At 72.1% G+C, this 24,686-nt stretch carries 21 protein-coding genes; 16 read left to right on the plus strand and 5 right to left on the minus strand.

The genetic code is table 11. The annotated features are described in order from the left end of the window. Positions 1 to 37: 37 nt before the first annotated feature. The 13 genes from IT347_10120 (at position 38) to IT347_10180 (ending at position 14,203) form a co-directional block, all read left to right on the plus strand. A complete protein-coding gene (locus IT347_10120) occupies positions 38 to 1,042 on the plus strand; it encodes a rod shape-determining protein MreC (GenBank protein MCC6349928.1) in 1,005 nt (334 codons plus the stop codon). Next, positions 1,039 to 1,542, plus strand: coding sequence for a rod shape-determining protein MreD (gene mreD / locus IT347_10125; protein ID MCC6349929.1), 504 nt, complete (start codon positions 1,039 to 1,041; stop codon positions 1,540 to 1,542). Before IT347_10120 ends, mreD begins: the two co-directional genes overlap by 4 nt. Beyond that, positions 1,523 to 3,376: a penicillin-binding protein 2 gene (gene mrdA / locus IT347_10130; GenBank protein ID MCC6349930.1), complete on the plus strand. Its 1,854-nt coding sequence runs from the start codon at positions 1,523 to 1,525 to the stop codon at positions 3,374 to 3,376. The genes mreD and mrdA overlap by 20 nt, the downstream gene beginning before the upstream one ends. Then, on the plus strand, positions 3,369 to 4,586 hold the full coding sequence (rodA, locus tag IT347_10135; protein MCC6349931.1) for a rod shape-determining protein RodA: 1,218 nt from the start codon (positions 3,369 to 3,371) through the stop codon (positions 4,584 to 4,586). Before mrdA ends, rodA begins: the two co-directional genes overlap by 8 nt. Then, on the plus strand, positions 4,586 to 5,380 hold the full coding sequence (gene lgt, locus IT347_10140) for a prolipoprotein diacylglyceryl transferase (GenBank protein MCC6349932.1): 795 nt from the start codon (positions 4,586 to 4,588) through the stop codon (positions 5,378 to 5,380). Before rodA ends, lgt begins: the two co-directional genes overlap by 1 nt. Beyond that, a complete protein-coding gene (locus tag IT347_10145) occupies positions 5,377 to 6,192 on the plus strand; it encodes a shikimate dehydrogenase (protein MCC6349933.1) in 816 nt (271 codons plus the stop codon). The genes lgt and IT347_10145 overlap by 4 nt, the downstream gene beginning before the upstream one ends. After that, positions 6,189 to 6,872 (plus strand): ComF family protein, encoded by a 684-nt coding sequence (locus IT347_10150; protein ID MCC6349934.1) that lies wholly within the window; start codon positions 6,189 to 6,191, stop codon positions 6,870 to 6,872. The genes IT347_10145 and IT347_10150 overlap by 4 nt, the downstream gene beginning before the upstream one ends. A gap of 35 nt (positions 6,873 to 6,907) precedes the next feature. Continuing rightward, the gene (locus tag IT347_10155) at positions 6,908 to 7,612 is read left to right on the plus strand and encodes an energy-coupling factor ABC transporter permease (GenBank protein MCC6349935.1); all 705 of its coding nucleotides are present in this window, start codon (positions 6,908 to 6,910) and stop codon (positions 7,610 to 7,612) included. After that, positions 7,609 to 8,334: a hypothetical protein gene (locus IT347_10160; protein ID MCC6349936.1), complete on the plus strand. Its 726-nt coding sequence runs from the start codon at positions 7,609 to 7,611 to the stop codon at positions 8,332 to 8,334. Before IT347_10155 ends, IT347_10160 begins: the two co-directional genes overlap by 4 nt. Further along, positions 8,331 to 9,245 (plus strand): ABC transporter ATP-binding protein, encoded by a 915-nt coding sequence (locus IT347_10165; protein MCC6349937.1) that lies wholly within the window; start codon positions 8,331 to 8,333, stop codon positions 9,243 to 9,245. Before IT347_10160 ends, IT347_10165 begins: the two co-directional genes overlap by 4 nt. Before the next feature lie 92 nt (positions 9,246 to 9,337). Then, a complete protein-coding gene (locus tag IT347_10170; protein MCC6349938.1) occupies positions 9,338 to 10,540 on the plus strand; it encodes a replication-associated recombination protein A in 1,203 nt (400 codons plus the stop codon). A 98-nt stretch (positions 10,541 to 10,638) separates the two neighbouring features. After that, positions 10,639 to 13,944, plus strand: coding sequence for a lamin tail domain-containing protein (locus tag IT347_10175; GenBank protein MCC6349939.1), 3,306 nt, complete (start codon positions 10,639 to 10,641; stop codon positions 13,942 to 13,944). Between the two features lie 97 nt (positions 13,945 to 14,041). After that, positions 14,042 to 14,203 carry a hypothetical protein gene (locus tag IT347_10180; GenBank protein MCC6349940.1) on the plus strand — a complete coding sequence of 54 codons (162 nt, stop codon included), beginning with the start codon at positions 14,042 to 14,044 and terminating at the stop codon, positions 14,201 to 14,203. Positions 14,204 to 14,267: 64 nt separating this feature from the next. Here the strand turns inward: IT347_10180 and IT347_10185 are convergent, their stop codons facing one another. Continuing rightward, the gene (locus IT347_10185) at positions 14,268 to 17,669 is read right to left on the minus strand and encodes a PD40 domain-containing protein (GenBank protein MCC6349941.1); all 3,402 of its coding nucleotides are present in this window, start codon (positions 17,667 to 17,669) and stop codon (positions 14,268 to 14,270) included. 208 nt (positions 17,670 to 17,877) lie between these two features. Between IT347_10185 and IT347_10190 the strand changes: the two genes are divergently transcribed. Next, positions 17,878 to 19,716 carry a TRAP transporter large permease subunit gene (locus tag IT347_10190; GenBank protein MCC6349942.1) on the plus strand — a complete coding sequence of 613 codons (1,839 nt, stop codon included), beginning with the start codon at positions 17,878 to 17,880 and terminating at the stop codon, positions 19,714 to 19,716. Positions 19,717 to 19,734: 18 nt separating this feature from the next. On the opposite strand, the gene IT347_10195 is transcribed toward IT347_10190, so the two are convergent. From IT347_10195 to IT347_10210, 4 genes are read right to left on the minus strand one after another with little or no spacing between them, the layout of a single operon-like run. Then, the gene (locus IT347_10195; GenBank protein MCC6349943.1) at positions 19,735 to 20,805 is read right to left on the minus strand and encodes an ABC transporter ATP-binding protein; all 1,071 of its coding nucleotides are present in this window, start codon (positions 20,803 to 20,805) and stop codon (positions 19,735 to 19,737) included. Continuing rightward, on the minus strand, positions 20,792 to 21,583 hold the full coding sequence (modB, locus tag IT347_10200; GenBank protein MCC6349944.1) for a molybdate ABC transporter permease subunit: 792 nt from the start codon (positions 21,581 to 21,583) through the stop codon (positions 20,792 to 20,794). Before modB ends, IT347_10195 begins: the two co-directional genes overlap by 14 nt. A gap of 44 nt (positions 21,584 to 21,627) precedes the next feature. After that, positions 21,628 to 22,395, minus strand: a complete 768-nt coding sequence (gene modA, locus IT347_10205) for a molybdate ABC transporter substrate-binding protein (GenBank protein ID MCC6349945.1) — start codon at positions 22,393 to 22,395, stop codon at positions 21,628 to 21,630. Between the two features lie 44 nt (positions 22,396 to 22,439). Then, entirely contained in the window at positions 22,440 to 22,835 is a 396-nt protein-coding gene (locus IT347_10210) for a TOBE domain-containing protein (protein ID MCC6349946.1), read from the minus strand. A gap of 230 nt (positions 22,836 to 23,065) precedes the next feature. Here IT347_10210 and IT347_10215 point away from each other — a divergent pair, with 230 nt between their 5' ends. Both IT347_10215 and IT347_10220 read left to right on the plus strand, forming a co-directional pair. Then, positions 23,066 to 24,061 (plus strand): hypothetical protein, encoded by a 996-nt coding sequence (locus IT347_10215; protein ID MCC6349947.1) that lies wholly within the window; start codon positions 23,066 to 23,068, stop codon positions 24,059 to 24,061. 284 nt (positions 24,062 to 24,345) lie between these two features. After that, complete coding sequence (locus IT347_10220; GenBank protein MCC6349948.1) at positions 24,346 to 24,570, plus strand: NifU family protein; 225 nt, start codon at positions 24,346 to 24,348, stop codon at positions 24,568 to 24,570. The last annotated feature ends 116 nt before the right edge of the window (positions 24,571 to 24,686 follow it).

Raw genomic sequence — 24,686 nt, forward strand, 5'->3', positions numbered from 1 at the left:
CAGGGGACTCGATGAACCGCGAATCGCGAGGCTGACGTTGGCTTCGATCCTGCCTCCGGCCGAGCGCCGCAGCGTCGTCCTCGTGGCGACGTACACGGCGCTCTCGCTGCTTCTGCTGGTGATCGGCGATCACCTGCCGGTGGCCTGGACGCGCGGGGTGGGGGCGTACCTGTTCGAACCGTTCGACCGCGTCGTGCTGACCGGCGACCGCCTGTTCGCCGCCTGGCGGGAAAGCAACGAGCTGCACCGGCGCATCACCCAGCTCGAGCTCGACAATCAGCGCCTGCGGTCCGAAGGCGCCGAGAACCGGCGCCTGCGGGCGCTGCTCGAACTGCCCGAGTGGCACGGTCTGCCGCTGCGACCGGTCGAGGTGCTGGCGCTGGGAGGCGACCCGATGCCGACCTCCGCGACCCTCAGCGCCGGCGCGCGGGCGGGAGTGCGGCCCGGAGACGCGCTGGTCACGGCCGACGGGCTGGTCGGAAGGGTCACCGAGGTGTGGCCCCGGCTGTCTCGCGCGGCGCTGCTCACCGATCCGAACCTCGCCATCGCCTGCGAGGTCGAGAGCACCGGAGTCAACGGAATCCTGCGCTTCACCCTCGCGCCCTCGCCGCGGCTGCTCATGACCGCGGTGCCGCTCTCGGACACGGTGACGATCGGCCAGCGGATCGTCACCAGCGAGCTGTCGCTGCGCTTTCCGCGCGGCATCCCGGTCGGGCGCGTCGTGCGCCTGCACCGTGACGCGAGCGGACTCGTGCAGGAGGTCGAGGTGGCGCCGTCGGCGCAGCTGTCCCGGCTGCGGCACGCGTTCGTCGCCCCCGGCCCCGAGCCGCTCGCGCCGGGCGAGCCGCTGCGCCCGCGCCTGGCGCCCGAGCCCGGCCGCATCACGCCGCTGCCCGCGGCCCGCGCGGCGGCGGCCGGCCGGCAGGCGCGGCTCGCCACCGAAGCGGCCGCCCGGCGGGTCGCGGCACGCGATTCCGCGCTCGCGGCACAACGCGCGGCGGCCGCGGCGCGTGCCGACAGCCTGCGGAGGGCGGGTCGTTGAGGCACGTCGGCGCCTTCCTGGTCGTGGCGCTCGCCGCGATGCTCCTGCGGTCCACCGCGCTCTCGAGCCTCGCCGCCCGGGGACTGGTCGTGGACGTGATCGCGTTCGCGACCGTCGCGTGGGCGCTCCGGCACGGCGACGCGTACGGTGCGACGATGGGCTTCGTGCTCGGCCTGATGGCCGACCTCGACGCCGCGCACTGGCTCGGCCGCCACGCGCTGCTGCTCACGCTGCTCGGCTACGCTTCCGGGCGGCTCGCCGGCACGCTGGTTCGCGACAGCGCCCGCACCCAGTTCGTGCTGATCGGCGCCGGCGTGCTGATCCACCAGCTGTGGAGCGCGGCCTTCGAGCTGGGTCGCGACACCGCGGGGTTGCCATTCCTGCTCGGACGTGCGTTCCTCGCCACGATCCTGACGGCGACGTTCGGGGTCGTGCTTCTCTGGTTCCTGCGCCGCGCCATCGGCCGATCGGTGTTCGCCCGTGCCCCCCGGACCTCCTAGACAGGTCAAGGACCAGCGTTTCGGCGCCTTCGTGGCCGCCGTGCTGGCCGGCTTCGGACTCGTCGTGCTCGGGCTGCTGCGTCTGCAGGTGGTGCAGCACGACGAGCTGACGCGCCTCGCCGAGCAGAACCGCGTCCGGCTCGACGTGCTGCGCGCCCCCCGCGGAGCGATCCGCGATCGCTTCGGCCGGCTGCTGGCCGACAACCGGCCGTCGTTCGACGTCGTCTTCCGGCCCATGCCGGCCGAGAGCGCCGCCCGGGCGCGCGCCGTGCTGGACGGGAACTGGTACGCCCAGGTCGCGGCGCTGATCGTGGACGACACGAGCGCCGTGCGGCGCCGCGTGGCCGAGGCGAATCGCACGGGGCAGACGGCGGTGCTGCGGCGCAACGCGCCCTTCGCGGTCATGGCGGGCGTCGAGGAACTGCGCGCCGACCTGCCCGGGCTCGACATCCAGGTCGTGCCGCTGCGCAGTTATCCCGAGGGTGCCGCCGCCGCGCAGATGCTCGGCTACGCCGGCCAGATCAACGATCAGGAGCTGCAGGCCCGCGAGGACGCCGGCTATCGGCTCGGCGATCTCATCGGCAAGACCGGCATCGAACGCCGCTACGAGGAAATGCTGCGCGGCGAGGACGGCGCCGAGTTCGTGGTCGTGAACGCGATGGGCAAGCGCGTCTCGGGACTCGAAGGCAGCCCGCCCCGGCCGCCGGTGCCGGGCCACGACGTCACGCTGACCGTGGACCTCGACGTGCAGCGGGCGATGGAGGAGGCGATGAGCGGCATCGCGCGCGGCGCCGCGGTCGCCATGGATCCGCGCGACGGCTCGATCCTCGGCATGGTGAGCCGGCCGCAGTTCGACCCCAACGAATTCTCGAGCGGCATCTCGTTCGCGCGCTGGCGTGAGCTGAGCGCCGATGGCGGGAATCCGCTGCTGAACCGCGCGATCCAGAGCGCCTACCCGCCGGGCTCCACGTTCAAGATCGTGACCATGCTCGCCGGCCTGCACGCCGGGCTCGCGGGCCGCAACACGCACGAACCCGCGGCCTGCAACGGCGGCTACACGTTCGGCGGCAGGCGGTTCAAGTGCTGGGACGCGCGTGGCCACGGCTCGCTCGACATCGTCGGGGCGCTGCAGTTCTCCTGCGACGTGTACTTCTATCAGCTGGGTCTGCAACTGGGTCTCGACCGCCTGGGCGAGATCGCGCGCGACCTCGGGCTCGGGGCGAGGACGGGCATCGACCTGCCCGCGGAGGCGCGCGGGCTCGTCCCCGACGACGCCTACTACAACCGCAACTTCAAGGCCGGGCACTGGCCGCGGGGCGTGCTGCTCAACCTGAGCATCGGACAGGGCGAGCTGCTCACCACCCCCCTGCAACTCGCGACCATGACCTCGGTGGTCGCCAACGGCGGCCGCGCCGTACGGCCGCACGTCGTCAAGGCGGTGGACGGCGTGCCGACGTTCCGCATCGACCGGCCGCTCGAGGCCGGGCTCGCCTCGACGCCCGAGCAGTGGGCGGTGGTGCACGACGCGATGAAGAAGGTGGTGGACGCGGGCACCGCCACGGCCGTGCGGATTCCGGGCATCGGCGTGGCGGGCAAGACGGGCACCGCGCAGAATCCCCACGGCAACGACCACGCGCTGTTCGTCTGCTACGCGCCGACGGATCATCCGACCATCGCGCTGGCGATCGTCGCCGAGAACAGCGGTCACGGCGGCTCGGTTTGCGCTCCCATCGCCGCCCACGTCCTGCGCCGCGTGCTGCTGCGCGATTCCCTCGCCACCGCGCCGCCGGCGCCGCGCGTGCCGGCGGACTCGACCGGAGCCGCCGGTGACTAGGGCGCGCCTGCCCGAGCTGGACTGGCCGCTGCTGCTGGCGGCGCTCGGCCTCGTGCTCATGGGGCTGCTCACCGTCTACAGCGCGACCTCGATTCCCGGCGCCCACCAGGGCCTGTGGATGAAGCAGCTGGTCTGGTTCGGCCTCGCGACCGCGATCGCGATGGTCGTCGCGGGCATCCATTTCCGGATCTACGACTCGCTGGCCTGGCCGCTGTACTCGATTTCACTCGTGCTGCTCGTCGCGGTTCTGCTGGTCGGCTCGAGCAAGATGGGAGCGAGGCGATGGCTGGACTTCGGTCCCGTGCAGTTCCAGCCGAGCGAACTCGCGAAGCTCGCCACGACGTTCGTGCTCGCGCGCTTCTTCGACCACTCGAAGATCGACCTGCGGCGCATGCGCTGGTGGCTGCCGCCGCTGTTCATCACCCTCGTCCCGTTCGCGCTGGTCGCCAAGGAGCCGGACCTCGGCACGGCGATGTCGTTTCCCGCGATGCTGGTGGCGATGTACTTCTGGGCCGGAATGTCGCCGGGCCGCCTGCTGCTCGGGCTCTCGCCGGTCTTCAACGTCGCGTTGTTCTTCCTGACCGGCTCGGTCGCCTGGTTCGCGGGCCTGTTCGCGACCCTGCTCGTGTTCGTGCGGCCGCGCCTGGCGGTCCTGCTGCTCTTCGTCGCGATCAACGGCGTCGTCGCCTACGAGACGCCGCACCTGTGGGGGCGGCTGCACGACTATCAGAAGCGCCGCATCGAGACGTTCGTGAACCCCGAGAACGACCCGTACGGGGCCGGCTACCAGATCATCCAGTCCAAGATCGCCATCGGCTCGGGAGGCCTCCTGGGCAAGGGTTACCTCAAGGGTTCGCAAAAAGCGCTCGCGTTCCTGCCCATGCGTCACACGGACTTCATCTATTCGGTGGTGGGCGAGGAGTTCGGGCTGCTCGGGGCGCTGACCGCGGTGCTACTGTACGCGGTCGTCATCATCCGCGGTTACCGCCTCGCGGTGGTGGCGCGGGACGGGTTCGCGAGCCTGCTCGCCGTCGGGATCGTCACCGCCCTGTTCTTCCACGTCATGGTCAACATCCTGATGACGGTCGGCTGGGCGCCCGTGACCGGCGTGCCGCTGCCGTTCCTCTCGTACGGCGGCACCGCGCTGATCGTGAACTGCGTCCAGATCGGCCTGTTGCAGAACGTGGCGCTGCGGCGCCGGGAGTCCTGATGCATCCCGAGTTGTTCCAGATCGGCCCCCTGCACCTGCGCTCGTTCGGGGCGCTGATGGCCGCCGCGTTCCTCGTCGGCACCTGGCTCGGCCTGCGCGAGGCGCGCCGTCTCGGGCTGGACGAGGACCGCTTCGTGAACGTGATCCTCGTCACGCTGGTCGCGGCGGTGATCGGGGCGCGCGGCCTGTACGTCATCGAGCACCTCGCGGAGTTTCGCAGCCAGTGGGGGAGCGTCCTGGCGCTGTGGCAGGGCGGACTGACCCTGTACGGCGGGATCGTCGCGGGCACGTTCGCGGGACTGGTGGCCGCGCGCCGACTGGGCCTGCCGCGCTGGCTCGTGGCCGACGCGCTGACGCCGTCGCTGGCGCTCGGGCTGATGTTCGGCCGTCTCGGCTGCTGGTTCAACGGCTGCTGCTACGGGCGCCCGACGTCCCTGCCCTGGGGGGTCCGCTTCCCGCACGATTCGTTCGCCTACCTCGAGTTCGGCGACACGCCCGTGCACCCTTCGCAGCTCTACAACGCCGGAGTCGGGCTGCTGCTGTTCGTGGTGGCGTGGGCGGTGCGCAAGCGCCTCCGCACCCCGGGAATGCTCTTCTGGGGCTTCCTGCTCGTCTTCTCGCTGGCGCGCATCCCGATCGACATGACCCGTGCGTACGAAGCCGACGCGGTGCTGCTGCGCACCGCCGCCTTCTCGATGACCGAGAGCCAGCTGACCAGCGCGGCGCTCGCGTTGTTCGCGATCCTCATGCTGGTGCGGTTGCGCCGCGAAGCCCCCGCCGCGACGCGGCCGTGAGCGCGCCGGTCCGCCTCGCGGTGCTGGGCGATCCGCTCCACTACACCCTGTCGCCCGTGCTGCACCGCGCGGGCTGCGCGGCCGTCGGCGTCGTCTGCGAGTCCGAAGCGCTGCGCACCCGCGTGGACGAGCTGCCCGGGCGACTCGCGGACCTCGCGGCCCGCGGCTGGCTCGGCTGCAATCTCACGCACCCGCTCAAGGAATCGGCGCTCGACTGCGCGGCCCGGGCCTCGGTGGCCGCCGAACGCGCCCGTTCCGCCAACACCCTTGTCTTCCGGGAGCCCGGCGGCTACGCCGACAGCACCGACGGTCCCGGATTCGTGGACCTGCTCAGGGAGCTGCGGCACGACCCGGTCCGCGAACGGGTGGTGCTGCTCGGCGCCGGCGGCGCCGCACGCAGCCTCGCGCTGGCCCTGCACTGGGCGGGTTGCCGCGAGGTCACGGTGAGCGCCCGTCGGCCCCGGGACGCGCGCTTCGCGTGGGGGGAAGGGCTCGATGAGCGCTTCCTGGGCTGGCGCTCGGACGAGGAGCGCGACGCGCTCGCCGAGAGCACGGTGATCGTCAACTGCACCCCGTTGTCGGCGGAGGAGCCGCCCGCCCCGCTCGAGCGGCTCGCGCGAACCGCGCTGGTCGTGGACCTGACCTACGGGCCGGAGCTGACGCCGTGGGTGAAGGCGGCGCGGGCCCAGCACCTGCGGGCGGTGGACGGGCTCGGGCTGCTCGTCCACCAGGCGCGCCGCTCGCTTTCGCTGTGGCTCGGCCGCGAGGTTCCGCTCGAACCGCTCTCCGCAGCGGTGGGCTGGCCGCGATGACCGGCGCGCTGTTGCGGGCCGTCGCGGACGCGGTCCTGCCGCAACGCTGTCCGGGATGCGGCGTCGCCGCCGACCCGGATCGGCTGCTGTGCGGCGCATGCCTCGCCCGCATTCCGCGCCTGCGCACGATCCTGTGCGTGCGCTGCCTGTCCGATGGGCGGGAAGGCGCCGGCTGTCGCCGTCATCGTGCCTTCGCGGTGCACGCGCCCTGGCTGTTCGACGAGCGTGCCGCCGCGCTCGTGCACGCGCTCAAGTATCACGGCCGACCGGCCCTTGCCGTCCCGCTCGGAGCGGAGATGGCGGCCGCCCTGCCGGCGGCGGGGCGCCCTGCCGACCTCGTGCTCGAGGTGCCCCTGCATCCCGCCCGCCTGCGCGAGCGCGGCTATAACCAGTCGGCGGCGCTGGCCGACGCGCTCGCCGAAGCGATCGGCGTGCCGCACCTGCCGGACGCGCTGCGCCGGGTGCGGGCGACCGCGCCCCAGGCCCGGCTCGGCCCGGCCGCACGGCGGGCGAACCTCGCGGGGGCGTTCGCCATCGAACGGCCGTCGTGGCTGCGGGGAAGGCGGGTGCTGCTGGTGGACGACGTCGTCACCACCGGCGCGACGCTCGACGCCGCGCTCTCGGCCCTGCATGATGCCGGCGCCATCGCCGCCGCCGTGGCGCTCGCCTGGGCCCAGTAGGTCCGGCGCGCGCACCTGATTCCCGAGGGCGTCCCTTGTCCCACCTGCACATTCCCGATGGCGTGTTGCCCGTTCCCGTCTGGCTCGGCGGCCTGCTCCTCGCCGCCTTCCTCCTGCTGCTCGGGGTCCGCGGCGGCCGTGGCGCGGGCGCCCGGCCGGTGGCGCTGCAGAGCACGCTCGCCGGCGTGATGCTCGTGATCATGGCGCTGCCGGTGCCGATCACCGCGTTCGACTACTGCATGACGCTCGCCGGACCCGTCGGCGTGCTGCTCGGCGCGGCGGGCGCGATGCAGGTGAGCTTCGTCGTCACGCTCATCCTGGCGCTGATGGGGCAGGGCGGCTTCACGGTCGTCGGACTGAACACCCTGGTCCTGGGGCTCGGAGCAGCGACCGCCCGCCCCGTCTACCTCGCGCTCGTACGGCCCCTGCGGCCCGCCGGGGCGATGGCGGCGGCGACCGCGGTCTCGCAACTCCTGTCGAGCGCGCTGTGGATCGCGCTGCTGTGGCTGAGCGTGCGCCTCTCGCCGGCGCTCGGGAGCGAACACGAGGTCGGCCACGCGCTCCGCTGGGTGCGGGGCGGAGTGCTGGCCGCGGTCCTCCTGCCGCTTCTCGCGGTCGCGGTCGGGGTCGAGTCGTTGCTGGGTTACGGGCTGGCGCGGTTCCTCGACCGCGTGCGCCCGGACCTGCTGCCGCGCCCCGCGGGAGCGCGGACGATCGCCCACGAGGCTCCGCGGTCGTGATCAACACCTTCGCACAGGTGGACTACCTGGCCAGCGCCGGCGGCACCGTCTGGCACCGGGCGAGCGCGGCCTCGAAGCTCGTGCTCGCGGCGGCGCTCGTGGCGGTCGCGGTGTTCTCGCCCTCGTGGCTGGTGCTGGCGCTGATGCTGGCGACGGCGCTCGCCCTGAGCGCGGCCGCCCGCCTGCCGGCGGGCCTCGTCGCCGCCGCGGCGGGCACGCCGCTGCTCTTCTCGTTCGTGTTCGTCGTCGCGCGGTTCCGCGGCGACCTGCCCGCGGCGCTGGTGCTCGGCATGCGGCCGATGGTCGCGAGCCTCGCGGCGCTCTGGCTCGTGGGCACGACGCCCTACCCGGACCTGTTCGCTCCGCTCGCCCGCGTCCTGCCGAAGACCCTCGGCGACGCGTTGTTCCTGACCTACCGCGCCGTCTTCATGCTGCTCGCGCGGGTCGAACGGTTGTGGCGGGCGCTGTACCTGCGGGGCGGCATGAGCGGGTCGCCGCGCAGGCGCCTGGACCTGCTGGGGGAGGCGCTCGGGACGGTCCTGCTGTCCGGCTTCGAGCGCAGCCAGCGGCTCCACCAGGTCATGTCGCTGCGCGGGCATTCGGGGCGCATCTGCGGCTGCCGGCACTGGCACGACTTCCGGGTCGAGGACGCGTGGGCGCTCGTGTGCCTGGCGTGGGTGCTCGCGGTTGCGATTCTCCTGCGCGGGACGGGGGGCGCATGAGCGGGCCCATCGTTCACGTTTCCTGCGTCCGGCACACCTACCCCGATCGCACGACCGTGCACCTGTGCGGGCTCGACTTTGTCGTCGAGAAGGGCGAGCGCGTCGTCATCCTCGGCCCCAACGGCTGCGGCAAGAGCACGCTGCTGTACCACCTGCTCGGCCTGCTGCAGTCGCAGGAGGGGGAAGTCCGCGTGTTCGGCGAGGACCCGGGCCGGAACTTCCGCTCGATTCGCGAGCGGATCGGAGTGCTGCTGCAGAACGCCGACGAGCAGATCATCGCGCCGACGGTCTTCGACGACGTCTCCTTCAGCCCGCGGAACTACGGTTACAGCGAAGCCGAGGTCGGGGAGAAGACGACCCGGGCGCTGCGCCGGATGGGGATCGAGCACCTGCGGCACAAGGTCTGCCACTACCTGTCGGGCGGCGAGAAGCGCAAGGTGGCGCTCGCGGGCGCGCTGGTGCTCGATCCCGAGTTGCTCGTGCTGGACGAACCGTTCGAGGGACTCGACCCGGCCTCGCGCAACGAAATGGTCGGCCTTCTGAACGCCCTGAACGCCGAACAGGGCGTCTCGCTGGTGGTGGCGACGCACGACGTGCAGCTCGTCGCGCCGCTCGCGGACCGGGTCTACGTGCTCAAGAAGGGCGGAGAAATCGTCGCTCAGGGACCCCCGGCGCGAATCTTCCGCGATCTCGACGTGCTCGCCGCCTCGAACATCGAGCCGCCGGTCCTGGCCGAGCTGTTCCAGAAGCTCGAGGCGCACGGCGGCCCGCAGGGCCGGCCCGCGACCGCGGACGAAGCCGTGCAGCTGCTGCTCGAGTGGGCGCGGCGCGCCGGCGGGCCCGGGCGCGCGCCGGCGGACGGCGGAGGGTTCGCCGGGTCGCGACCGGCCGAAGGGTCGGCGAAGCCGTGACGGGCGACCTGTTCGGCGATCCACCCGTCACGGGCGGCGGAGCCGGCGGTCCGCCCGCCGAGCCCGGGCCGGACGCGCCGCTCGCCGATCGCATGCGCCCGCGCGCGTTCGAGGAACTGGTCGGCCAGCGGCACCTGCTGGACCCCGGCAGCCCGCTCGCGCTGATGCGCGAGGGCCGGCACCTTTCGAGCATCGTTCTGTGGGGTCCGCCCGGCACGGGAAAGACGACCCTCGCGCGGCTGATCGCGCGCACCGCCGGTGTGCCGTTCGTGCAGCTCTCGGCCGTGCTCTCGGGCGTCAAGGAAGTGAAGGAGATCATGGAGCGCGCGGCTCGGCACCGCCGTCAGACCGGGCAGCCGACGATCCTGTTCGTGGACGAGATCCACCGCTTCAACAAGGCGCAGCAGGACGCGTTCCTCGCCCACGTCGAACGCGGCGACATCGTGTTCATCGGCGCGACCACCGAGAACCCGAGCTTCGAGGTGAACTCGGCGTTGCTGAGCCGAGCGCGGGTGCTCGTCCTGCGGCCGCTGGAGCCCGCCGACGTCCGCGAAGTGCTCTCGCGCGCGCTCGCCTCCGGGCACGGTTACGGTGGCCGCGTCGCGGCGAGCGGGGAGGCGCTCGAGCTGCTCGCCGCGGCGGCGGACGGCGACGCGCGCCGGGCGCTCACGACGCTCGAGATCGCCGCGGCGAGCGCCGCGGCGCGCGGCCGCGGAATCGAGGCCGACGACGTGCGCGCGGCGCTGGCCCGCCGGCACCTGCGCTACGACCGCGCGGGCGAGGAGCACTACAACCTGATCAGCGCGCTCCACAAGAGCCTGCCGGACTCGGACGTGGACGCCTCGCTCTACTGGTTCGGGCGCATGATCGCGGCCGGCGAGGACCCGCTCTACGTCGCGCGCCGGCTGGTCCGTTTCGCGAGCGAGGACGTCGGGGAGGCCGACCCGCAGTCCCTGGTGCTCGCGACCGCGGCCTTCCAGGCCTACCACCAGCTCGGAAGCCCCGAAGGCGAGCTGGCGCTGGCGCAGGTCGTCGTCCACCTCGCGCACGCGCCCAAGTCGAACGCGACCTACGTGGCCTACGGCGCGGTGATGCGCGAGATCGAGCAGAGCGGCTCCCTGCCGCCACCGCTGGTCATTCGCAACGCTCCGACCCGGCTCATGAAGGATCTGGGCTACGGCCGGGGCTACGCCTACGCGCACGACGATCCGCAGGCGGCGAAGGACCAGCAGCACCTGCCCGACGAACTCGTGGGCCGCAAGTTCTACCCGCGAAAGCCCGCGGAGGAGCGCTGACGAGCCCGGGCCCCGGCCCGCCATGGAGCCGTCCCGGGCGGCGGTGCTAGGCTTGCGGCACACCCACGGGCCCACCACCGTCCAGCCTCGGAGCGACCATGCCCTCGCGCAGCCGCCTCGCCCTCCGCGTCCTCCTGCTCGCGTTCTCCGCCCTTGCCGTCGGCTCCCCGCCGTCGTTCGCCGCCGCCACCCACGTGGTCATCAGCGAGTTCGCGACACGCGGTCCCGCTTCGGCCTTCGACGAGTTCTTCGAGCTCTACAATCCGACCGAAAACCCGATCTCGATCGGTGGCTGGCGCCTGCAGTACAAGTCCTCCGCCGGCTCGACGTGGGGAGACCGGGCGATCCTGCCGGGGGGCGCGCAGATCGCGGCGCACGGCTACTACCTGATCGCCAGCCAGGGCTACGTGGGCGCGGTCACGCCGGACTGGTCGTCGAGCCTGTGGCCCGGCAGTTCGGGCATCGCCGACAACGGCAACATGCAGCTCGTGGACGGCGCGCTGGCCACCGTGGACAAGGTGGGCTGGGGGGCCACGAACGACCCCGAGGGCGGCGTCGCGGCTCCGAACCACGGCACCTCGGCCAACAACAACAGCGTCGAGCGCAAGGCCAACGCGTCCTCGACCTCGACGTCGCTCGCCGGTGGCGGCACGGACCAGTTCGCCGGAAATGGCCAGGACACCGACGTCAACGGCAGCGACTTCGTGTTCCAGGGTAACGGCCGCAATCCGCAGAACGCGGCCAGCGCGCCCGAACCCGGCTTCGCGAGCGGCGGCAGCGGCACCGGCCACGCCGTGATCCTGCCCGCGACCGTCTTCACCGCCCGCAGCCTCGACTCTCTGTACGTTTCGTTCACCCAGGACTCGGCCTACACGCTCGCGAGTTTTTCGGTCGTGGTGCCGGCGAGCTGGACGTGGTCCCACTCCGCGGGTTCGGTGCTGCTCTCGGGAACGGGGTTCGCGGCCGCGACGGCTTCGGTCGTGGGTGACACCGTGTTCGTGAACGGCGCGGCGGTGACCGCGACCGACCCCGGGCTCCTGACGCTGCTCGGCGTGACGACGCCGGGAACGAAGGGCGTCTCTTCATTCGCGGTTCGCAGCGCGGTGGCCTCGGGCACGCGGCTTCCGGTGACGCCCCAGCCCGCGGTGCGCGTGCTCGAACTGGTGCCCATCGTGACGATCCACGTCAACGACGCCGGCGGCGTGGCGGCGGCGCCGTACGCCGTCGGGGCGGAGGCGACCGTTTCCGGCATCGTGACCGCGGACCTCAATCCGACGCGCACCGACGTGTACGTGCAGGACGGCACCGGCGGCGTGGACCTGTTCAGCGCCTCGCTGCCGCCCTTCGCGCTGTCGCCCGGCGACAGCATCACCGTGACCGGAACGGTCCTGCAGTTCCGCGGGCTCACCGAGCTGCAGCCGGATTTCGCGCTGCTCGTGCGGCACGCGACCGGCCGGCCGGTGCCCGACCCCAGGATCATGACCTGCTCGGAGGTCAACGCGACCTTTCAGCCGGACTTCAGCGAGCCCGACGAGGGCCGTCTCGTGCGCATCAACGGGGTGACCTACAACTCCACCCTGTCCACGATCTCGGACGCCACCGGAACGACCAACATCTTCATTCCGGCCAGCTGGCCGCCGGCGCCGACGGTGTTCGACGTCGTCGGCATCCTCAAGCAGTACAAGCCGGGCACGCCGGCTCCGGGGCCGCCCTACACGGCGGACTACGAGATTTCGCCGCGCACCTCGGACGACATCATCCCGCACCCGGGGCCGATCGTGCTGACCACCCCTTACGAGGACCAGATCCAGCCGGGCTCGGTGCGGATCAACTGGACCACCGACGTGTCCTCGAGCAGCATCGTCCGCTATGGCCTGACGCCCGCGCTGGGGGACAGTGTCCTGAACGCGGCCTCCGGGACGTCGCACGCGGTGACGCTTCCCGGGCTGCAGCCGGCGACGGCCTACTGGTACAGCGCCGGCTCGACCGACGCCAACGGCACCAACTTCGCCTCGCCGGCGATCTTCAGCACGGCTTCCCCGCCCGCCACGACCGGCGCCATTCACGCCTACTTCAACAAGAGCGTGAACGCGTCGCTCGCGTACCTGACGCCCGCCAACGGAAACGCCAACCTGCCGGCGTTGCTGTCGGCGCGCATCAACGCCGCGCAGCGCTCGGTGGACGCGGCGATCTACAGCCTGAGCGGCACGCCGGGAACGACCCTCGTGAACGCGCTCATCGCCGCCCGGAACCGCGGCGTGCGGGTCCGGGTCATCACCGAGTACGACAATCTCGGCACCGCCGCCCTCAACTCCCTCGTCTCGGCCGGCATCCCGCTCATCAACGACCGCTTCGACCCGGTCAACTTCGGAGCGGGCCTGATGCACAACAAGTTCTTCGTCATCGACGCGCGGGGTGGGGCCCCCGAGAGCGCGTGGGTGTGGACGGGCTCGTGGAACCCGACCGACCCGGGCACGAACAACGACTACCAGAACGCGATCGAGGTGCAGGACCTCGCGCTGGCGAACGCCTACACGCTCGAGTTCCAGGAGATGTGGGGGAGCACGACCGAGACGCCCAACGCCGCCGTCTCACGCTTCGGCGCGCACAAGCTGGACGACACGCCGCATCGGTTCGTGATCGGCGGCCGGGACGTGCGCTGCTATTTCAGCCCCTCCGACGGGACCAACTTCCAGATCCTGCAGACCCTTCAGGCGGCGCAGCACTCCCTCGGATTCGAGCTGCTGACCCTGACGCGCTCGGACCTCGCCTCCGCGCTGATCGCCCAGAAGAACGCCGGCCGCAAGGTGCGCGGGGATCTCGACAACAACACGGACTCCGGCTCCGAGTACGCGGAGCTCGTCGGGGCCGGGGTGGATGTGGGGCTCAACAACGGCGGCGGCCTGCTCCACCACAAATACCTGATCGTGGACGCCGACAATCCGCAGTGGGACGGCGTCGTGCTCACCGGCTCGCACAACTGGTCGGCGTCGGCGGAGAACTCGAACAACGAGAACACGCTCATCGTCCACGACGACGATCTCGCCAATCAGTACCTGCAGGAGTTCTCGGCCCGCTACTACCAGTTCGGCGGCACGGATTCGATCCGCGTGACCGACGCCGGGCCGGCGGGTCCGCCGGCGGCGGTGACGATGTCGCCGGGCTTTCCGAACCCGTTCCGCGGCGAGACCCGGTTGCTCTACACGCTGCCGGTCGCCTCGCCGGTGACGCTGCGCCTGTACGACGTGCAGGGGCGCGAGGTGAGGACCCTCGTGAACGAGCGCAAGGCGCCCGGCCGTTACAGCGTCGCGCTTCGCGGGCAGGGCCTGGCGGCGGGCGTCTATCTGGCGCGCCTGGAAGCGGGCGGGGTGTCCGTGCAGCGCAAGCTGCTGTTCCTGAAGTGAGCGGGCGGCGGCGCACGACGGCGCACCTTCGCGCGGAGAGCGCGGCCCCTGGCCGGAGGCGGGCCGGCCCGGACTCCCGGCACCCCGGAGTTCCGCGGTGAAGCGGCTCTTCATCATGGTCGGCATGACCGTGGGCGGGTGGGCCGGCTGGGCGGTCGCGGCGCGCTTCGGCCCGATGACGGCGTTCCTCGTCAGCTCGCTCGGCAGCCTCGCGGGCGTCCTCATCGCCTGGCGCATCGCGCGCGACTGGCTGGGCTGAGCGCCGGCGAACACACGCGTGGGGCGGCCGCCCGTGCCGCGGCCGCCCTGCGCGCGTTCCGACCCTACTTCCGCTGGCCCCAGGTGGGCGGGGGCGGTTCGCTCATGAGCCGCTTCGGCGGGTTCTTCGCGAGCTGCTCGAGCGCGATCTCGACCGCCTTCTCGAGCTGCGGGTCGCGGCCGGCGGCCACGTCCTTCGGCCAGTTCTCGACGTCCACGTCGGGCGGCGTGCCCTCGTTCTCGACGGCCCACTTCCCGTCGGCGGAGAAGAACCCGCCGCGCGGAGCGATCGCCGAACCACCGTCCACGAACGTCGGGGTGTCGGCGGTGTGCACGAGGCCGCCCCAGGTGCGTTTGCCGACCAGCGTGCCGATGCCGAAGGTGCGAAACATGTACGGAAGGTAGTCGCCGCCCGAGCCCGCCATTTCGTTGATGACCATGACCTTCGGACCCCAGATTCCGGCTTCGGGGCTCGTGAACGGCACGCGCGTTCCGGCGACGTTGTTGAAGTAGCCGTCGATCCGGCGCCGCATGACCTCGATCATGTAGTCCGCCGCGGAGCCGCCGCCGTTCCAGCGTTCGTCGATCACCACGCCCGGCCGGTCCTGCTGCGAGAAGTAGTAGCGGTTGAAGCTGGCGTAGCCCGGTTGGCCGGTGTTGGGCAGATAGACGTAGGCCAGCTTGCCGCCCGAGAGCCGGTCCACGAGGCGGCGGTTGGACTCGACCCAGGCGCGGGTGCGCAGGCCCTGGTCGCTGGTCACCGGCACGACCGTGACCTGTCGGGCCCCCTCCATCAGCGGACGCGAGTTCACGGTCAGCACGGTCTGCCGGTTCGCGGTCCCGTCCAGCAGGCGGTGCAGGTTGTCCGGCGCGCGCAGCTCCTCGCCGTTGACGGCCAGCAGGTAGTCGCCGACCGAGACGTTCACGCCCGGCACGGCCAACGGCGCCCTGAGCTCGGGGTTCCAGCTCTCGTTGTCGTAGATCCGCGCGATCCGGTAGCGCCCCTGCTCGAGCGAGAAATCGGCTCCGAGCAGCCCGCCGTACACGGGCGGAAGCTCCGGCATGTCGCCGCCGCGAACGTACGAGTGGCCGATCGCGATCTCGGCGCCCATCATGTCGAGCAGGTAATTGAGGTCGGCGCGGTGCACGACGTAGGGCAGGAACTGACCGTATTTCCCGCGCATCTTCGGCCAGTCGGCGCCGTGCAGGTTCGGCACGTAGAGGTAGTCGCGCTGGTTCCGCCAGGCCTCGGCGAAGATCTGCGCGAACTCGGCCCGCGGGTCCAGCCACATGCGCAGCGCGTACGGGAGCTTCGTGGCGTCCTTGCCCGCGGGCGCCTTGTCGGCGTCCGCGACGTACAGGGCCGGTGCGGCGGAGCGCGCGGGCGGGCCTCCCGCCGGTCCGCCGGGCGCGGCGGCGCGGTACACGAGCTTGCGGCCGTCGGCGCTCACCGCGAAATCGGCGACGTCGCCGGCGAACGTCTGCGCCTTGCGATCGGCGAGCTTGTAACGCATGAGCGTGCCGCGGCCGCCGCCGAAGGTGCCGCCGGCGGGCTCGCTTTCGAGCCAGAACACCGTTCCGGCGACTCCCGCGCGCAACTGGCTGGAGGGTTTCTCGACGACGCCGGGCACCGCCACGATCCTCGACTGCAGGCCCTCGAAGTCGATCGTGACCGGTGCGGCGCTCTTCGAGAGTCCGGACTCTCCCGGCCTGGCCGTGTCCCCGCCCGGAGCGGACCGCCGGCCGGAAACGCCGCCCGGGGCCTTCGCGCCGCCGGCCTCCTCCGGCGCGACGGAGGTGGCGCCGGCGTCCTCGTCGCTCTCGGGTAGGAACGGGCTCGCTCCGTCCCGCTTCAGCACGGCGAGGTAAAGGCCCGAGGTCTCCTCGTGGTCGTACGAGGTCATGTCGAGCCACTGGGAGGCGAGCCCGAGGTTCGTCGAAGCGAGGAACCACAGGTACTTGCCGCTGGCGTCGAACACCGGGTAGCTGGCGTCGGCGAGACCGTCGGTCACCTGCCTCGACTCGCCGGTCTCGGCGTCGGCGACGAACACGGCGCGGAACAGCGTCGACAGGTGCGCGGTGTAGGCGAGCCAGCGCGAGTCCGGGCTCCACGCCGGCTGCAGCGTGCGCCGCGGCCACATCCACGGGTCGTTGCCGACGACCTTCGCCTTCCCGCTCGCGACGTCGAGCACCCAGACCCGCAGGTTGGTGTCGTGGTAGGCGAGCTTCTTCGAATCCGGGGACCAGACGGGCGTGTAGAAATGGGCCGGGTGTTCGAGGGTGACGACGCGCACCGGCTTCACCCCGCCCTGGTCCTCGATCACGAGCTGGTACTCGCCGGAGCGGTCGCTGAAGTACGAGACGTATCGGCCGTCGGGCGACCAGGCCGGGTCGCGCTCCGCCGAACCGCCCGATCGCGTCAGGTTGCGCACGTCGCCCTTGTCCACGGGAATCGTGAAGATCTCGCCGCGCGCCTCGACGAGGACGCGCTTGCCCGTCGGCGAGATCTCGAGGTTCGAGATCCGCGCCGAGACGTCCTCCCAGTGCGGCTGCATCCACGGGAAGTCGGCGGCGACGGAGATGTCCAGGGCGTGCTCGCGGCCCGACTGCGGATCCAGCTCGTGGATCAGGCCAGCCTGCTCGAAGACCACCACGCCCGCGCCGGCATCGAGCGTCTTGACGTCGAAGTCCGTGAACCGGGTGAGTTGCGCGAGCGACTTCGACCGCGTGTCGAAGGACCAGACGTTGGCGACGCCGTCGCGGTCGGAGATGAAGTAGACGGTCGAGCCGAGCCACGCGGGGTCCATGTCCTTCGAGCCGTCCCACGGCGGGGTGACGGTTTCGAGCGTCTGCAGGTTCGTGATCCAGATGGGGCGGTTCTGTCCGCCGCGGTAGTTGCGGCGCTCCTCGTCCCACGAGTTGTTCAGGCGGAACGCCACCTGCGCGCCGTCGGGCGAGATTCGGCCCTGGTAGGCACGCGGCAGCACCATGGGCTCCTCGGGCCCGCCGGCGGCCGGCACCGTCCAGAACCTTGGCGAGGGCGAGGGCGCGTTGGTGGCGCGGCCGGAGGCGAACATCACGGCCCTGCCGTCCGGCGTCCAGCCCTGGACCAGGTCGGCGCCCGGGTGCCAGGTCAGCCGCCGCGGCTCGCCGCCGGCGGCGGGCACCACGTACACGTCCAGATTGCCGGCGTACTCGCCGCTGAAGGCGATCCACTGGCCATCGGGCGAGAATCTCGGGTTCGAAGCCTGTCCGGGAAAGCTCGTGAGCCGGCGGGCGACTCCGCCCGCGCGCTCGACCGTCCAGATATTCTGGCCGTATGCGAACGCGATCCGCGTGGCGCTGACCGCCGGCGATCGGAGCATCCGGGTGGGCCCGTCCTCGGCGGCCCGGACCGGAGCGCAGGGCAGGGCGAAACAGGCGAGCGCCGCGAGGGCGCCGGCCGCGAAACGACTCGGACAGGTCATGGGGGAGCTTCTCCTCTCGGCGGTCCTCGCGACGGCCGCCGGCGGACTCCGGCGCCGGTCGCGCGCGGGGCGCTGCGACGAGCGCAGCCTACTCCCGAACTTCGCGGCCCTCCCGTGAGGACGGCGGGCCGGAGCCGCCGGCGTGACGAACGCGAGACTCCGCTGCACGAGCGCGGGCGAAGCCGGCGTGGTAGCGTGCCCGCCGATCATGGATCACGACACGGCCGCGCAAGAACCGCCCGCCAACCGGTTCGTCGCGTTCCTCCACCGCCTGGAAGGAGGGGCGCTGGTTGTCGCGTTCCTGCTCACCATGGTGCTGCCGCTCATCGAGGCGGTCGGCCGCCCGATCAACGGGTTCTTCCTGCCCGGGGGCGAGGCGTATCGGGCCCAGCTGACGCTCTGGCTGGCGTTCCTCGGCGGCCTGCTCGCGACGCGCGAGGGCAAGCACCTGACCCTCTCCACCGCCGAAGCGCTCGGGCACGCCCGGCTGCGCGATGTCGCGCGGCTGATTTCGTCGGCGGTCGCGGCCGGCATCTGCGCGGTGCTCGCCTACTCGGCGTGGGGCGTGGTGATGGTGGATCGCGAGCAGGGCGTGAAGCTCGCCTTCGGCCTGCCCGTGTGGATCAGCGAAGCGATCATGCCCGCCGCGCTGGCGCTGATCTCGCTGCGCTTCGCGCTGGGCGCGTCGCGGCACGCGTGGGGCCGCGCGATCGCGTTCGCGGCCATCGGGCTCGCCTTCGGCCTCGGGCTCGTGCCCGCGGTCGCGCAGGCGGGCTGGCTGCCGATCCTCGCGCTCATCGTGCTCGCGACGCTGCTCGGATCGCCCGTCTTTCTCGCCATGGGCGGCATCGCGCTGCTGCTCTTCTTCCGCGACGGCGTGCCGGTTTCGGCGGTGACCGCCGACATCTACCGCCTCATGGTCTCGCCGACACTGCCGGCGATTCCGCTGCTCACCGCCTGCGGCTACGTGCTCGCCGAATCCGACGCGGCGAGCCGCCTCGTGCGCTTCTTCCGGGCGATGTTCGGCTGGATGCCGGGTGGCATCGCCATCCTGGTCGCGGCCGTCTGCGCGTTGTTCACGACCTTCACCGGCGGCTCGGGCGTGACGATCATCGCGCTCGGGGGCCTGCTCTACCCGATCCTGCGCGAGGAGAAGTACTCCGAAGGCTTCTCGCTCGGGCTGGTCACCGCCTCGGGCAGTCTCGGACTGCTGCTTCCTCCCAGTCTGCCGGTGATCCTGTACGCCGTCGTCGCCAACGTGCCGGCCGACTCGCTGTTCATCGCCGGCCTCGTGCCGGGCGTGCTGCTCATCCTGCTCGTCGCGCTCTGGGGAGTCCGGGTGGGCGGCCGGTCGAGGGCGCCCCGGTACCCCTTCTCGTCGAAGGAGGCGCTCGCCGCGCTGTGGGGTGCCCGCTGGGAGCTGTCGGTGCCGGTGCTGGTCGTGGCGCTGTTCGCGACCGGGCGCGCGACGATCGTCGAGGCGTCGGCGTTCGCCTTCGCGTACTCGATCCTGATCGAATGCTTCATCACGCGCGACATCCACCCGATCCGGGCGCTGCCCGGCGTGCTGGTCAAGGCGGCCGGCTTGTGCGGCGCGGTGCTGATCCTGCTCGCCAGCGCGCTGGGGCTGACCGGCTGGCTCGTGGACGCGCAGATCCCGCTCGCGCTGCTCGACCTCGTCCGCACGCACATTCATTCGCCGCACGTCTTCCTGCTCGTGCTGAACGTCGTGCTGCTCGTGCTCGGAAGCGTGCTCGAAATCTATTCCGCGATCGTCATCCTCGCCCCGCTCGTGGCGCCGATCGGCGCGGCGTTCGGCGTGGACCCGGTGCACCTCGGCGTCGTGTTCCTCGCCAACCTCGAGCTCGGCTTCCTGTTCCCGCCCGTCGGACTCAACCTGCTGCTCTCCTCGTCGCGATTCGACAAACCGCTGCCGGCGCTGTACCGGCACGTCGTGCCGTTCCTCGTCATCCTGGGCATCGGCGTGATCCTGATCACCTACCTGCCCCAGATGACGACCGGCGTGCTCCACCTGCTGCGGCGTTGAACCCGCCCGGAACGGCGCTCACGACACCAGCGTGACGCCGGCCGCCTTGAACGAGGCGTGGACGAGCAGGCCCGGTCGCAGGCCGAGCGCGTCGCTCGCCGCGCGGGTCACCTCGGCGATGAGCGGTGGCCGCGTCGCGAGCGAGACGCGCACCAGTTCGCCGTCGGGCGGCTCGGGGGCGAGTTCCTCGATGCGGCCGCTGAAGACGTTGCGGGCGCTGCCCTCGGGAGGGTTCAGGCCGAGCGTGATGTCGCGCGGGTGAACGACGGCGACGACGTCGCCGCCGTCGCCGAGCAGCAGCTCGCCGTGCGGCAGCGCGAGACGGACCGCGGACGTCGCGGCGCCCGCGGAGGCGAGGTGCGTGCCGCGGAAGAAGTTCACGCCGAGGAACGCGGCCACGTACGGCGAACGCGGGCGGCGCATGAGCTCCTGGCGCGTGCCGCTCTGGCTCACCCGCCCCGCTTCGAGCACGGTGATGCGATCGCCGAAGGCGAGCGCTTCCGCGGGGCTGTGCGTCACGTACACCGTGCTGCACGGCAGGTCGGCGAGCATCCGGCGCAGCTCGCCGCGCACCGACCGGCGTGTCCGCACGTCGAGCGCCGCCAGCGGCTCGTCGAGCAGCAGCAGGGACGGCTCGAGCACGATCGCCCGCGCCATGGCGACACGCTGCTGCTGGCCGCCCGAGAGCTCGTGCGGCCTGCGCTTCGCCAGCGCACCCACGCCGAGCCGTTCCAGCGCGGCGCCGACCCGCGGGGCGGCGTAGCGCGCCGACCAGCCCTGCGCGCGCAGGCCGAAGGCGACATTGTCGGCGGCGCTCAGGTGGGGAAAGAGCGCGTAATCCTGCGCGACGTGGCCGAGCGCGCGCTCCCTCGCGGGAAGGTCCACGCCGCGCGCGGCGTCGAACCACACCTCGCCGTTCACCTCGATTCTTCCCGCGTCGGGACGTTCGAGGCCGGCGAGCGAACGCAGCAGCGTGGTCTTGCCCGAGCCGCTCTCGCCGACGAGGACGGTGACGGAGCGCTCGCCGGCCTCGAGCGCCGCCGACAGCTCGAAAGCGGCGAAGCGCCGCCGGACTTCAGCGCGCAGCACGCGGGCGGCTCCACCATCCGCCGGCGGGCGCCGAATGAAGCCCGAGCAGCAGGCCGACGGCCATCGCCAGCAGCAGCACCGACAGGACCACCGCCGCGTCCAGGTCCGATTGCAGCGCCACGTAGACCGCGAGCGGCATGGTCTGGGTCGTGCCCGGGAAGTTTCCGGCGAACGTGATCGTGGCGCCGAACTCGCCGAGCGCGCGCGCGCCGGCCATGGACACCCCCGCGAGCAGCGAGGGCGCCGCGAGCGGCAGGACGACGCGGACGAACGTGAAGCTCTCGCGGGCGCGCAGCGTCGCGGCGGCATCGAGCAGCCGCCGGTCCACGCCCGCGAAGGCCGCGCGCGCCGGACCGATGAAGAAGGGCGCGGCCATGAACACCTGGGCGAGCACCACCCCGGCCGTCGTGAACGGCAGCGAGACGCCGAACGCCTTCAGCGCCGATCCGGCGAGCCCGGCGCGGCCGAAGGCCATGAGCATCGCGAACCCGGCGACCGTGGGGGGAAGGACCATCGGCAGGTCGATCAGCACCTCGACGATCCGCTTGCCCGGGAACCGGCGCGTCGCGAGCACCCAGGCGGCCGGCAGCCCGAGCAGCACCGCGATCGCGGTCGCGGACCCGCTCGCGAGCAGGCTCAGCCTGAGGGCGTCGAGCACCACCGGGTCACCGAGCCGGGAGAGGATCTGCTCCGGGCGCGCGCGCAGCAGCAACGCGACGAACGGCAGCGCCAGCAGGGCCACCAGGACGGCGGTCGCGAAGGCGGCGAGCGCGCGCACGAAGGAATCGGGGAGGCGCCGGCGGGCGGCGGTGGCGGGCACGCTCAGCGACCCGTCGCGGCCCGCATCAGGCCACGCTGCTCGAGCACCTGCTGGCCCCGGGGGGAGAGCGCGAGTTCCACGAACGCCCGGGCCACCGCGCCCCCGTGGCCGCCACGCAGCAGCGCGATCGGATAGAGGGCGACGACGTTGGCGTCCGGCGGGATCGGGATCCGGGTGACGACGCGCGCGACGGCGGGGCTCACGTCGGATCGGTAGACGATTCCGGCGTCCGCCTCGCCGAGTTGCACCTTGCCGACGACCGCCTTCACGTTCTCCTCCTCGGAGACCGCGTTGCGAAGCACGCGTGTCGCGAACTCGGGGCCGAGCGCCGGCTCGCGGGACAGCTTCGCGAGCGCGGCTCGCGCGTAACGTCCCGCGGGCACCGTCTCCGCGGCGAGGACGAGCTTGACCCCGCGACGCGCGAGATCGGCCAGGCTCGCGATCTGGCCCGGGTTCCTGCGCGGGACGATCACGACCAGCTCGTTGCGCGCGAAGATCACGGGTTCCGAAGCGAGCAGCCCCTGTTCGCGAACGGCCTCCATCCAGCGCTCGTCCGCCGAAGCGAAGACGTCCGCGGCGGCGCCTTCGCCGAGCTGCGTCGCGAGCTGCTGGGAGCCGGCGAAGTTGAAGCGGACTTCGAGGCCCGGATGGCCGGCCTCGAGAAGGCGGCCGAGCTCGGAGAACGCATCCGCGAGCGATGCGGCCGCGAACACCTGCAGGGTGTGTTGGGCGCGAGCCGCGGCGGCGGGGGGCGGCGGGGACGCCAGCATGGGCATCAACCACGCACAGGCGAGGACCCATCGGCCGGCGAGCTTCAATCCTCGACCCCTTCCTTGCCGACCATGACTTCCGTGGACTTGATGACGGCGAACACCTCGTCGCCGGCCCGAAGGCCCAGCCGTTCCGCGCTCGCGCGCGTGATGATCGAAACCAGGTGCTGATCGCCGATCGCGAGCACCACTTCGGCCATCAGCCCGTCCACCGTCAGGCGCGCGACCCGGCCCCGCAGGCGATTGCGGGCGCTGATCGAAAGGGTCCGTCCGGGCGCGTCCGCGCGCCGCCCGAGCAGCGCCTCGAGTTCGTCCCTGCGAAAGAGCCACTTCCTGCCGACGCGCGCCGCCGGCAGCCTGCCCTGACGCGCCAGGATCTGAACCCTTTTCACGTTCAGCTTCAGAAGCGTCGCCGCTTCGGTGGCGTTCAGCGTGTTCATGGCGTCCCCCTGTGTGCGTCGGAAAGCGCTGGGATGCATCGGGAGGTTCGTTTATGTTCCCTGTAGTCATCAATGGAAGGAATCTTGAGATAGTTAGACACCGTTGACAACCAAAATCATGGATGGAACCGACGATGATTCGTCCTCGACTGACGCGGGGCACCGCGTTCCGCGGCCCCGGCCCTTCCCGGCCCACGGAACCACGCGCCCTTCCGGCCTCCCGGACGATCGTGCGGCGCCGGTGGGGCGCCGCGCGATGGGCGCTGGCCATCGCGGCCGTCGCGGCCTGCGCGCCGCCGTCGCGGGCCTCGGCGCCCGACAGCGCGGCGAGCGCTCCGCCCGCGGCTCCGAAGCTTTCCGCGCCGCGGCTCGCGGGCTACCTGCAGGTGCGCGAGTCCTGGCAGGAACAGGCCGGGCTGACGCTGCTGCTCAATCGCGTCCGCCTTTCGGTGGACGGCCCGCTGCCCTCGCGCTTCTCGTACCGGATGCTCACCGAATGGCAGGCGCCCACCGGAGCGCGCAGTGCGGCCGCGGTCAGTCTCCGCGAGGCGTTCCTCCGCTGGTCACCCGCGTCCTTCACGCTCACGGCGGGCGAGTTCAAGACGCCCTTCACGCGCGAGTACCTGATCTCGACCCCCGATCTCGAACTGGCGGGCCTCGCGGTCGCGGTGGATTCGCTGGCGCCGAAGTACGACATGGGCGTGACGGCCGAGTGGGCCCCAGGCCCCGTGGCCACGTTCGCCGTCGGCGTGTTCAACGGCGAAGGCGCGAACACGACCGCCAACCGCGACTCCGCCGTGCTGCTCGTGGGCCGCGTGACGGCGAACCCGCTGCCGCGGCTCTCGCTGGGCGCGAGCGTGGCGCGCGATGGCCCGGACAGCCTGCGCTGGGGCGTGGACGCCAGCGTGGAGCACCGCGGCGCGCTCCTGCGCGCGGAGTACCTCACGCGACACCGGCGCGGTCGTGAGCAGGCGAAGGACGACTTCGGCTGGTACGTGCTCGAAGCCTTCCGGCTCACGCCCCGTGTGCAGGCCGTCGCGCGGCAGGAGGACTTCCGGCGGCCCGGGCTGGGCGACGCGCGGCGCGTGCGGGGCCTCGCGTGGGGCGCGAACGTGGACCTCGTGCCCGGTCGCGTGCGCCTGCTGCTCGAGTTTTCGAGACGCCTCTCGGGCGCGCCTCCGACCCGCGCCGACGTGCTGCTCGCGCAGCTCCAGGCGAGATTCTGACCCCCGGCTCACGGACGCCCCGGGCGGCGTGAAGCGAGGGCCACCCGCTCCACGGGCAATCCCTGCGAACAGCCTTCGGATCACGCGGCATCAAACGTCACGCGCAGGCCAAATCCGGCGCCGCGAGACGGAGCCGCGGCTTTGACGCGGCGGCGTGCGCTTCATAATGTAGCCCGTTCGGCAGCATGGGAGCGGAGTGCCGGCCTCGAATGTCGCGGTCCGGCCTCCTCGAGCCGGGGAACCCACGGCCCGGCATCCCTGCGCGCCGGATCCCGGAGGCGGCCATGCGGGAGCAGGTGGAAAAAGTCATCGAGCAGCTGCGGGTCCACGTCGTCCAGCCGGACGGCGGGGACCTCGAGCTGGTGGACGTCGGCGACGACGGCGTCGTCCGCATCCGGCTTCACGGGGCGTGCGCGGGCTGCGCCAGCTCGACCACGACGCTTCGCAACGGCATCGAGCGTTACCTGCGCGCCAAGCTGCCGCAGGTCACCCGGGTCGTGGCGGAGTAGCGGTGTACTTCTACGGGCTCATCAACGCCATCACGTTCATCGTGCTCGCGGTGCTGACGGCGATGGGCATCAATCGTCTGCGTGAATGGTGGGAGGCGCGCGAGCGCCGTCGCACC

This window comes from Candidatus Eisenbacteria bacterium (assembly GCA_020847735.1).
Classification (GTDB): domain Bacteria; phylum Eisenbacteria; class RBG-16-71-46; order RBG-16-71-46; family RBG-16-71-46; genus CAIXRL01.